The organism is Acetobacter sp., assembly GCF_047721705.1.
GTDB lineage: Bacteria > Pseudomonadota > Alphaproteobacteria > Acetobacterales > Acetobacteraceae > Acetobacter.
Genome location: NZ_JBDNXK010000109.1, coordinates 1 through 9,695, shown reverse-complemented (window position 1 = coordinate 9,695; position 9,695 = coordinate 1). Strand labels below are relative to the sequence as shown.

The window sequence follows — 9,695 nt, the reverse complement described above, 5'->3', positions numbered from 1 at the left end:
GCGTACAAGCTGCGTCAGGGACTGTAACGGGCGGATGATTATTTCCTGTCGTTGGTGCGCCTGTCCCAGCAACGTCGAAGGTGGCGGGATTTACCAGCAATAACGGTATGCCTGCTCACAGGGTGGAACAGACAGACAGCTTTCGCCTCATCTCGGTCATAAGCGCAGCCGTTTGGAATTCCTGAAAATCGGACGGTCTGCAATAGTCCTCGTTATCGACCGATATGGGTCCAATTAATCCTGGGAGGTGTCAAAGCACACCTCTCGATAGAGCTGTCTTGGCGAGAAAATAATATTCGTGGTTACACTTTCTGCAGAAATTCCAGCATCTGAGTGGTGAACACTTCGGCTGCATCGACATTGGAGATATGAGCGGCACCTTCTATCAATACAAAATCTGAATTCGCAACGCTGCTGGCCATGCGACGACTGATCTTAGGCACGGACATCCTGTCGAGACCACCCGCGATAAACAGGGTTGGCATCGTCAACTTCCCAAGGCACTTTGAAACATCGAATGTCCCGATCCCACGCGCCACATGCGCCAGAGAAGGTCCATCGACCGTAGCGGCGATCCCATGCCAGATCTGGTAAGTCCGTAATCCCTCTGCGCTTTTCTGGAAAGCCGGAGACACAAGCGAAGGCCAGTTCTGTTCAAGGCGGATAATGGAGCCGTACGGTTGTTCGAAGATCTGAGCCCATCCTTCTGCCATACCCTGAAATGCGGCTGTCGCAGTCTTGTCGAAGCTGTTGGCCACGACCAGACGTTCGATCCTGTTCGGATACCGCAAGGCCAGTTCCAGCGCTATCATGCCACCCAGTGAGAGACCCACGACATCCAGATTGCCGACACCAAGATGGGTGAGCAGAACCTCAAGATCATTGGCGAAATCATTCACACTGAACGGCGCGTTCAGACGTCCTGATGCACCGTGCCCCGCATGATCCGGCACAATGACCCGAAAACCCATTTTGACCAGGGCTGGAATCTGCGGGCCCCAGGCACGACCAGAGTTACTGATCCCATGCAGAAGAAGGACCGGACGTCCCTCTCCGAATTCCATGTAATAATTATTGCGTCCCTGTACGGTATAAAACGGCATGGGAATTGCCTTCTCTCAGGAGGGGAATGAAATGCGGTCTTGTGGCCGGAAACGAATAGTCATCAGCATCATGACCAGACAGAGGCCAGCCATCAGCCACCAGGCTGGAGTGAGATCGGCAAGGGTCTGCCGCAGAATGCCTGCCATCAGCGGCAGCAGGGCCGCGATGACATAGCCACCGCCCTGCACGAACTCCGCAATTGCTCCAGCATCAGCCGCTGCTCGCCGTGATCCATAGCGACAATAAGGGAAAGCGGGAAAAGAGCCCCGATCCCGAGCCCTGCCAGAACCGCCGCTGGCCAGACAAGCGTCAGAGGAGCGAGACATAGACACAACAGACCTGCCAGCAGTGCGCCAATGGCCACAAACAGGGCTATGCGGCGATCTGGACAACGGTGGATCCAGAGTGAAACGGCGATACCTGCAAGAACTTCGGCAAAAGTGACACAGCCGAGCAACGCTCCTGCCGCCTGCGCCGACCAGCCAAGGTGGGTATAGAAAGGCGGCAGCCATGCCAGAACAAGGGTATAAGCCCCCGTTCCCAGACCGAAGAAGCTCAGCAGAAGCCATGCCCGAGGCACGCGATAAAGGCGTTGCTCCCTGAGCGGAACTCGCCTCGCATTTACTGAAACGGGCCATTTACCCCATGCAGCAAGGCCCAATACGGCTAAGAGGCTCCACAGACCCAATGCTGTCGGCCAACCAGACGCTCGGGCAATCGAGGGGCTGACTATACTGGAGATCAGCGCTCCCCCCATGATGCCCGTGGAATAAAGTCCCATTAGATTTGCGGTTCTGGCCCCGGCCTGACGCCTGATGACAGAAGGCATGAACGCCTGAACAAGAGCGATCCCGATACCACCCAGAATGGCTGTCGCCATCATGGCAACGGCTTGTGGACACACCCATCGCCCCAACCCAGCCAGACCAATCAGCCCAAGACCCGCCGTAATTCCATTGCGGTCCCCAATCAAAGGTCGGAGCCGGGAACCGCACAGAAGGCAGACCCCCATCAAGGCCACTGGAAGCGTTGTCAGCAATCCCGCATCGGTATCATTCAACCCTGTGTCATGCTGGATAACATCCATCAGAGGGCCGAGAGAGGCCAGAACAGGTCGAAGGTTGATGGCAACAAGCACGATCACGCTCGGGAAAAACGCTTGGTTCCAAATATCGCGTCATAGTCCCCTCGTTACTCTGCCGCTTGTTGGATGGTGGGAAAAGGAATAAATCTTGACGTAGAGACAATATATCTTGACGTCAAGAGAGGATGGATATGGATCGCGCGACGAAGGCTGCTGAACAATGGGCTCAGGAACTGCCTGATCTGAAAACAGGCCCCATGGTTCTACTGGGGCGTTTGGGAGAAGCCGCGCTGATCATCACCCGCGATCGTCTCAATCCGGTTTTTGCTGGTTTTGGACTCCGGCCTGGGGAGTTTGACGTGCTGGCAACACTCCGGCGGAGTGGCGCACCCTACGCACTCACACCAACCGCTCTTTATGAAGCCACGATGATTTCGTCCGGCAGCATGACAAACCGGATTGACCGACTGGAAAAATTAGGACTGGTCGAAAGACGCCCAAACCCCACTGACAGACGAGGTACACTCGTGGGCCTGACAGCCCGAGGGCTTTCTACGATCGATCAGGCTGTCGAAGTGCATGTCAAAACACAGCATGATGTGGTGAATGGCCTGAACGAAGAAGAACAGAGCCAGCTCTCACAGCTTTTGGGAAAACTGATTATTTCGCAAAAAGCAACGACAGGGTGAGAACATTATGCCTGAAACTCTGCTTATCAAAACATTTGTGATCTATCTGTTTACTCAGCAATACAGCGTCAGATAGTCAGCTATCGCCGTCATGGTGAACGTACCCTCTCAAAGAAGCATCGCTGGCCCTGGCCACTGGAACCTTCAGCATCGCCAATCAGCTTGGAATGTCCGGAGCGATTGCCGTCGTGGTGGCCGGTCTCTGCTTTGGAACAAGCTATAGCCATTCCGTTTTCGACGAAGCGTCTCGCAAGGATCTCGACGTTGCATGGACCCTGATTGACGAGGTGCTGAACGTCCTGTTGTTCATGCTGATAGGCTTTGAAGTCCTCGAGACTAAGCCGCATTTGTTCGCAGTTCTGGCAACACTTGCCATTATCCCGCTGTCCATTGCTGTGCGCGCCTTGAGCGTGCTCTTTTCAACGCTCCCGGCCCACCTCAGGCAATGGGAACGGGGCCGCGTCCTGGGTATCCTGACATGGGGTGGCCTGCGTGGCGGCATCTCGGTCTCTCTGGCGCTTGGACTGCCAGCCGGAGACTTACGCGAGTTGCTGTTGCCAGTTTGTTACGACGTAGTGGTATTCACGATCATCGTACAAGAACTCACGATGGAATGGGTCGTCCGGAGACTATTCCCCTCAACCCGCGTCTTAAGCTCAGATGGGTAACTTCTCCTCAGAGGCAGAGTCCTGTTTCATAGGCATGGGCTCTGGTCGTGCCGAGGGTTTGTCCATTGTTTCCAGAAATCTGTTCGCCAAAGCCGTATAAAGAGGTTGAGGACAGACGATCCGAGAGACACCAAATGCCAGAAAGGCTGTTGCCAGAAGTGCAAGCGTAACCTGCTGATTGTCGCAGATTTCCATGACGATAATCGTTGCGGTTAAAGGCGATTGCGCGACACCACAGAAATAGGCGACTGTCCCCAGCAACACGACTGCACCGGGCGTGGTATGCGGCAGAAACTGTTCGATCCATCCGCCGATGCCAGCACCGATTGCAAGTGAAGGTGCAAACATTCCCCCCGGAATGCCCGAACAGTATGAGACCAGCATCGAGAGATATTTCAGAATGAAAAATGAGGCAGGGTAATGGTCGGTTCCTGCAAAAATTGCCTTTGCCTGCGCGTAACCCGTTCCATAAGTGCTGCCATTGGATATTAGACCAATCAGGGCGGTCAGTAGACCGCACAGTGCTGAGAATGTGATCGGACGCTCTTTGGTCAGTCGACCGACAGATCCTGGCAAACCTTTGGAAGCTTTTATGACCAGTGCGGCAAAACTTCCTCCAATCAGACCCCCGACAATGCCGCAGACGATAACGGCGATCCACGCGGTTCCAACAGGGATGTTGACGTCGGCATGACCAAAATAGGTGTAATTACCCATAAGGCTGATAGCGGTAACGCCAGAGATAACAACAATTGTTAACGTATGACCTGAGGCCTTCTGCTCAAAAGAGTGAGCTAGCTCCTCGATAGCAAAGACAATTCCGGCCAGCGGCGTGTTGAAAGCAGCGGCCATTCCAGCGGCGCCTCCCGCCAGTATCATGCTGCGTTTGGACGCGATATTGGATTGGCCAAGCAGGCGGGAAAAGCCATGCATGATTGATGCCCCAATCTGCACGCTGGGACCTTCACGTCCGATGGATGCACCGCACACAAGGCCAAGGCAGGTGAGAATGATTTTTCCGGCAGCAATTCTTAGTGTGAGGATACGGTCAACGACGACGTAGTTCGCCATGTGGAGGGTGGCGATTGTTTGGGGAATTCCTGATCCCTGTGACCCTTTGAAAAGAGTTCGCGTCATCCAGGTAATGAAGGCGAAGCCCCCAGGTGCGAGAACAAGCATGGCCCAGGGATGCCACGTCACGAAGCGCGTCCGCAGCTCCGCGCACTGATCACCCAGCCGAGCGAATAAAACGGCTGTCAGACCGACAAGGATAGCGCCGATCCAATAAACACTCATCCTGCGCCAGCGTGTTGTCCTGACGCGCGCTGTTCGTCTGAGATGATGGATCTTGTCCTTGTGATGAGCAGATGGTTTCACAGGAGCAGAAGGCATATCAGACACAGAAAACGTCCATAGCAGTATAAACAGTTTCCTCGGCCATAATGACGATGACGGGAAAACTGGAATAAGAATGTCGTGCCAGATTTGTCTGGAGCGGGTCAAATATCGGAATTCATGATGCCGCCTACCCTTATGCCCATTGCTGTTTCCGCCCGCCGCGTCTTCATCTTGGGCCTTGTTGCAGGATATGTAGATGCTCTGAGCTTCGTGGACCTGGGAGGTGTCTTTGCAGGTGCGATGACTGGAAACACCACGCATATGGGCGCTTCATTCGTGCAGGGAAACTGGTCACATGGTTTCCTGCTTGTTGGTGCGCTGGCGATTTTCTTTATCTGTGCGGTCCTGACCAGTCTGGCGCGCCTTCTCTGGCTTCCGGCCTACGGTGTTATGTTTATGACGATTCTGATGATGCTGGCACAGGCGGCCCATTCATCTCCCTATCGATACTGGGGCGAATTCCTGATTCTTCCGGCCCTGCTGGCTGTGCAGGGAGAAACCATTGCGAAATTTTCTGGCACACCGATGCCGACGATCGTCATTACAACCAATCTTCTGAAAGCCGCATCTGGCGTTGCGACCTGGGCCGCCGCAAAACTTGCGCCATCCAGACTAACTACTCCGCTTTCAGGAGGTATTCTTCTGCCAGTGCTGTCCTTCCTGTCTTTTTTCATGGGGGCCGTGATGGCGGCATTCGGACTGGCAGTGCACGGCAGCTTTCCATTTCTCTGGCCCCTTCCGCTGCTTGGCCTTCTCTACTGGGACGTCTGGAAATCGGAGCATGACGGGCGCTACGAGAACTGAAAGGAGCTGCTAACTTATGTGTAGGGCATGTCTGCTGTCTTCATAATGTTTTCGACGAAATCTGCGAATTGACGGGCTTTAGCGGTCACCATTCGTCCTGTGGGAAAGACGGCCCAGAGATTAATTGTCGGCAGAGACCACGCATCAAGAACACGAACAACGGCGCCATTGTCCAGTTCTGGTGCAAACATCCAGTCGGACGCAATGGTCAGTCCCATATCCGTCAAAACGGCGGCCCTGAGCCCTTCCGCAGCGCTGACCTTAAGTCGTCCACTGACAGAGACCGACACTGCAGCGCCGTCTCGCCGGAATGACCAGACGTTTGGTAACTGGCTGTAAATGATCGCCTCATGGTTCGCCAGATCTGCCGGAGAGTGGAGGACGGGTGACCGTTTGAGGTAGGAAGGCGTGGCGAGGACCGAGCGTCGTCCTGTTTCAATCTTTCTGGCGATTGCCATGGAATCCGCGAGTGTCCCCATCCGCAGGGAAATATCGACGCCTTCCGCTACGAGATCGATCATGCGGTCATCAAGAATAATCTCGACGGTCAGTTGAGGATGATCCGCCAGAAACCGGGGCAGTTTCGGTATGATGTGCAGCCTTGCAAATGTCGTTGCTGCCGAAACCCGCAATCGGCCAGACAGACCTGCGCCAGCTCCCTTTGCAGCAAGCTCCGCTTCATCGGTCTCCTGAATGGCGTTTCTTGCCCGTTCGTAGAAGTTCTGCCCGGCCTCGGTCGGCGTCAGGCCATGTGTGGAACGGATGAGTAGACTGACCTGAAGCCACGCCTCAAGCTGCGCGACGGTCTTTGACACAGCTGGTTGTCCCACCCCGAGTTGTCGTGCAGCGGCCGAGAACGATCCCGTGTCCACCACGCGTACGAACGTGGTCATTGCCTGATAACGATCCATGATATTCCCCAATGGAATGACCAATAGTCTTCCATGCCATCATCTCTGACAAAACCAAAAAGCCTAACGTCAGGCAACGCCTCATTTCAAAGGAAATACCCATGTCTCTTCAGGCAAAACTTGACGCTTTCAAGGCTGATTTCGAAGCGGGTAAGCCCCCTTACAATGTTCCTCCTTCGGTGATTGCGGTCATGAACCGTGCAACCGCCGAACTGATTGCTTCGGGTGCAGCGGAAAACACGCTCAAAGCTGGTGACCAGGCTCCATCCTTCACTCTGAACGACCCTGAGGGCAATCCGGTGTCCTCCGCAGATCTGCTTTCAAAAGGCCCACTGGTCATCAGTTTCTATCGCGGTGTGTGGTGCCCTTACTGCAACATGGAGCTTCAGGCTCTTGAGGCTGCGCTTCCGTCTTTCCGAGAGCTCGGCGCAAGCCTGATTGCCATCTCACCGCAGACGACCGTGAACAGTCGTAAGTCGGTCCGTCAGAACCATCTCGATTTCCCCATCCTGTCAGATGTCCATAACGACGTTGCAGCAGCGTTCGGTTTGAGGTTCGCGTTACCGGATTATCTGGTGGACCTCTATACCAACCTGGAGAACGATCTTCCGTCCTTCAATGGTGATGACAGCTGGACGCTGCCGATGCCTGGTCGTTTCGTCATCGGGCAGGACGGCGTGATCCTCTATGCCGAGGTCAATCCGGACTATACCCGACGCCCGGAGCCGGAAGACATGCTGCCAGCACTTCGAAAAGCAACACAGGCTTCGGCAAACTGATTATGAGCCTTTTGGCGTCCGGATATGGCCCTATCAGCTTTTAGTTCAGAGCTATCCCGGTCGCCATCAGGCAAAAGCTTTTCCTGCACTGAACCCGAGGGAGTGGCCCATGATTCACTTCTACTATGGCCCCGGTCCAAATCCGGCAAAAATTGCGCTGTTTCTGGCTGAAACAAAAATGCCTTTCGAAGCCGTACCGGTCGATACCTATCGTGGTGCCCAGCATGATGCCGCGTTTCGGGCCATCAATCCCAATGGCAAGGTTCCCGCTCTCATAGACACGGATGGTCCACAGGGCAGTCCCGCAGTCCTGTTCGATTCCACAGCCATCCTTCTCTATCTGGCTGAGAAAACGGGACAGTTCCTCGGAACGGCGCAGGATCGCCCCCAGCTTCTGTCCTGGCTGATGTTTGTTGCAACGGGTCTTGGTCCCTTCTCAGGACAGGCGGTGCATTTCCAGCATGCAGCGCCGGAAGGTCTGGACTATGCGGTCCATCGATACCGTCGTGAAGCGAAGCGGCATTATCAGATCCTGAACGATCATCTGGAAGGGCGATCTTTCATTGTCGGCGATCATTATACGATTGCGGACATGTCGGCATGGGGCTGGCTGGAACGGGCAGCACGGATCATCAAAGGTGAAGACAGGCCACTTGAACACTGGCCCAATCTTGGCCGTTTCATGGAGATGATGAACGCGCGTCCTGCAGTCGATCGTGCCCATGTCATCATGAAAGGGCACGCATTCAAGACCATCATGGATGAAGATGCGCGTCAGGCCATGTATCCGACCAGTTTTTCCCCGGTGTCAAAAGGAACAATCTCATGAGCAGACCCTCAGATTATACACCTCCCAAAGTCTGGACATGGACGGCGCCAACTGGCGGCAAATTTGCCAGTACGAACCGCCCGACTGCCGGCGCAACCCACGAGCAGGTCCTTCCCGTTGGCCGTCATCCGCTCCAGCTCTATTCTCTTGGCACACCCAATGGCGTCAAAGTCACGATCCTGCTTGAGGAACTGATTGCTGCGGGTCATACGCAGGCCGAATATGACGCATGGCTTATTCGCATTGGCGAAGGGGATCAGTTCGGCTCCGGCTTTACGGAGATCAATCCAAACTCCAAAATTCCAGCTCTTGTCGATCACAGCGGCGATCAGGCTCTGGCCGTTTTTGAATCTGGGTCAATCCTGCTGTATCTGGCTGAAAAATTCGGTGCCTTCATCCCCAAGGATATCGCCTCTCGGACGGCCTGCCTGAACTGGCTCTTCTGGCAGGTGGGCAGCGCGCCTTATATCGGTGGCGGTTTTGGGCATTTCTATGTTTATGCGCCAGAGAAAATCGAATACGCGATCAATCGGTTTGCTATGGAAGCCAAGCGACAACTGGATGTGCTTAATCGGCGTCTTGCAGAAAGCCCCTTCATCGCTGGCGAAGAATACACAATTGCCGATATGGCCATTTTCCCGTGGTACGGTGGCCTGGTAGAGGGTTGGCTCTATAATGATGCGGCCACGTTCTTAAGCGTTCAGGACTATCCCCATCTCAAAGCATGGGCAGACCGACTTCTGGAACGGTCTGCCGTTCAGCGTGGCCGTATGGTCAACCGGACATCCGGAGACCTCTCAAGCCAACTTCATGAACGTCATGACGCTTCTGATTTCGAGACAAAAACGCAGGATCGTCTTGGTGACAAGATATAGATCATCGACTTACGGATTCTTTCAAGCACTTCTGAAATTGGACATTCCACCTTTCCCCCTGACCTGTCTGCGCGCTTAGTGATGCAGGATTAGATAGAGGTAGTCGCGTTCACTCACGATATTAGAGAGTAAAAAAAGCATTTTCCGAGAGCGGACATTTTCCTGCTTGAACGACTTTGTCTGAAGAGTGGCATTGATAATTACTTCAATAAATTCGACAGAAAGCACCAGAAAAATAGTTTTGTAACTTATTCTCTCGAACGCAGTTAAAGCTTGCTGCTAAACGAAGAGAACGTGATGACCCCGCCCCGTACTGCCACAGTCGTTGCTGACGAAACTCCTGCTATTCCAGGGCTCAATCGGGCTCTGTTCGCCTTATGCGCTCTCAATTTTTTCATGGCGGACGTCCAGGCGGGAATAGGACCCTTTCTGGGCGTTTTTCTTCAGCGTCACGGCTGGCAGACGGGACCGATCGGAACCGTCATGACCGTGGGTGGAGTTGCCGGAATGCTCGCCACCATTCCCGCGGGCGCGCTGATTGATCACACGACGAA

The 9,695-nt window shown here is 54.3% G+C and carries 9 protein-coding genes and 2 pseudogenes; 7 read left to right on the top strand and 4 right to left on the bottom strand.

The window, feature by feature from the left end:
• Positions 1–302: 302 nt before the first annotated feature.
• Together ABF824_RS14240 and ABF824_RS14235 are read right to left on the bottom strand one after the other, a co-directional pair.
• The gene (locus tag ABF824_RS14240) at positions 303–1,103 is read right to left on the bottom strand and encodes an alpha/beta fold hydrolase (RefSeq protein ID WP_415489666.1); all 801 of its coding nucleotides are present in this window, start codon (positions 1,101–1,103) and stop codon (positions 303–305) included.
• A 146-nt stretch (positions 1,104–1,249) separates the two neighbouring features.
• Entirely contained in the window at positions 1,250–2,248 is a 999-nt protein-coding gene (locus ABF824_RS14235) for an MFS transporter (RefSeq protein WP_415489665.1), read from the bottom strand.
• Positions 2,249–2,379: 131 nt separating this feature from the next.
• On the opposite strand from ABF824_RS14235, the gene ABF824_RS14230 reads away from it, so the two are divergent.
• Together ABF824_RS14230 and ABF824_RS14225 are read left to right on the top strand one after the other, a co-directional pair.
• Positions 2,380–2,877: a MarR family winged helix-turn-helix transcriptional regulator gene (locus ABF824_RS14230; RefSeq protein WP_415489664.1), complete on the top strand. Its 498-nt coding sequence runs from the start codon at positions 2,380–2,382 to the stop codon at positions 2,875–2,877.
• A gap of 119 nt (positions 2,878–2,996) precedes the next feature.
• A pseudogene (locus tag ABF824_RS14225) lies at positions 2,997–3,545 on the top strand (cation:proton antiporter); the annotation flags it as partial.
• On the opposite strand, the gene ABF824_RS14220 reads toward ABF824_RS14225, so the two are convergent.
• The gene (locus ABF824_RS14220) at positions 3,534–4,841 is read right to left on the bottom strand and encodes a chloride channel protein (RefSeq protein ID WP_415489663.1); all 1,308 of its coding nucleotides are present in this window, start codon (positions 4,839–4,841) and stop codon (positions 3,534–3,536) included. The pseudogene ABF824_RS14225 and the gene ABF824_RS14220 overlap by 12 nt on opposite strands.
• Before the next feature lie 222 nt (positions 4,842–5,063).
• On the opposite strand from ABF824_RS14220, the gene ABF824_RS14215 reads away from it, so the two are divergent.
• Positions 5,064–5,747: a YoaK family protein gene (locus ABF824_RS14215; RefSeq protein WP_415489667.1), complete on the top strand. Its 684-nt coding sequence runs from the start codon at positions 5,064–5,066 to the stop codon at positions 5,745–5,747.
• A 14-nt stretch (positions 5,748–5,761) separates the two neighbouring features.
• Here the strand turns inward: ABF824_RS14215 and ABF824_RS14210 are convergent, their stop codons facing one another.
• Positions 5,762–6,658, bottom strand: a complete 897-nt coding sequence (locus tag ABF824_RS14210; protein ID WP_415489662.1) for a LysR family transcriptional regulator — start codon at positions 6,656–6,658, stop codon at positions 5,762–5,764.
• Positions 6,659–6,759: 101 nt separating this feature from the next.
• On the opposite strand from ABF824_RS14210, the gene ABF824_RS14205 reads away from it, so the two are divergent.
• From ABF824_RS14205 to ABF824_RS14190, 4 genes and pseudogenes are all read left to right on the top strand, one after another.
• On the top strand, positions 6,760–7,437 hold the full coding sequence (locus tag ABF824_RS14205) for a peroxiredoxin-like family protein (RefSeq protein WP_415489660.1): 678 nt from the start codon (positions 6,760–6,762) through the stop codon (positions 7,435–7,437).
• Positions 7,438–7,546: 109 nt separating this feature from the next.
• Positions 7,547–8,266, top strand: coding sequence for a glutathione S-transferase family protein (locus ABF824_RS14200; RefSeq protein ID WP_415489659.1), 720 nt, complete (start codon positions 7,547–7,549; stop codon positions 8,264–8,266).
• A complete protein-coding gene (gene yghU / locus ABF824_RS14195) occupies positions 8,263–9,141 on the top strand; it encodes a glutathione-dependent disulfide-bond oxidoreductase (RefSeq protein WP_415489657.1) in 879 nt (292 codons plus the stop codon). Before ABF824_RS14200 ends, yghU begins: the two co-directional genes overlap by 4 nt.
• Before the next feature lie 297 nt (positions 9,142–9,438).
• Positions 9,439–9,695 (top strand): annotated as a pseudogene (locus ABF824_RS14190) (MFS transporter); the annotation flags it as partial.